This is a genomic window from Streptomyces sp. KLMMK (assembly GCF_036961605.1).
In the GTDB taxonomy this organism is placed as follows: domain Bacteria; phylum Actinomycetota; class Actinomycetes; order Streptomycetales; family Streptomycetaceae; genus Streptomyces; species Streptomyces telluris.
Map to the genome: position 1 here is coordinate 1 of NZ_JBAMDC010000791.1, position 708 is coordinate 708.

Annotated in this window: 1 protein-coding gene; it reads left to right on the forward strand. The window is 63.4% G+C overall.

Features of this window, described 5'->3' with window-relative positions; all coding sequences use genetic code 11:
- Positions 1 to 365: 365 nt before the first annotated feature.
- Positions 366 to 708 (forward strand): VOC family protein (locus V7793_RS37975; RefSeq protein WP_336014318.1); only part of this gene is annotated, 343 nt, incomplete at its 3' end.

Below are 708 nucleotides of genomic sequence, written 5' to 3' on the forward strand. Positions count from 1 at the left end.
CACAGACGGAACCTGCTCACCGGAACGGGGACGGAGCGACAACAAGCACCTCAACGATCACAGGGTCCATCGGAACAGCCCCGAGCATGCCCGTTCATCACACTGCCGCACCGGGAAACCGCAAGATCACCGACAGTGTCAAGCTGATGCGTTCGCCCGGCGTACGTCTTCGCCTCTGAGGCACTGCACTCACCGGCTCCCTGGCGAACGACTGCAGCGATGGGCCGCCTAGCTAGGGAGAGGCACTGCCCTCGGTTCACCCCTGTGACCGCACGACACAGCAGCGGATGGCAGGGCCGGCCTCCCGACAACGTGTGGATTCACCCGTCCGGGGAGATGAGCAGGGCCCCTGTTATCGTGCGCCAATGTCAACGATCAAGCAGTTCCAAGTGACCTTCGACTGCGCGGAACCTGCACGCCTCGCCGCCTTCTGGTGCGAGGTGCTGGGGTACGTCGTACCGACAGTCCCGGGGGGCTTTGCCACGTGGGAGGAGTACCACCACTCGCTGCCGCCTGAGGAGCAGGAGATCTACTTCGCGTGCACTGATCCCTCGGGTGTGGGCCCGCGCGTGCTCTTCCAGCGAGTTCCCGAAGGCAATGTCGTCAAGAACCGGGTGAATCTTGATGTGCAGGTTGGTACCGGGCTCTTGGGTGACGAGCGCCTGGCCACACTCGAGGCCGAATGCGCACGTGTTTGTGACAGGTTCT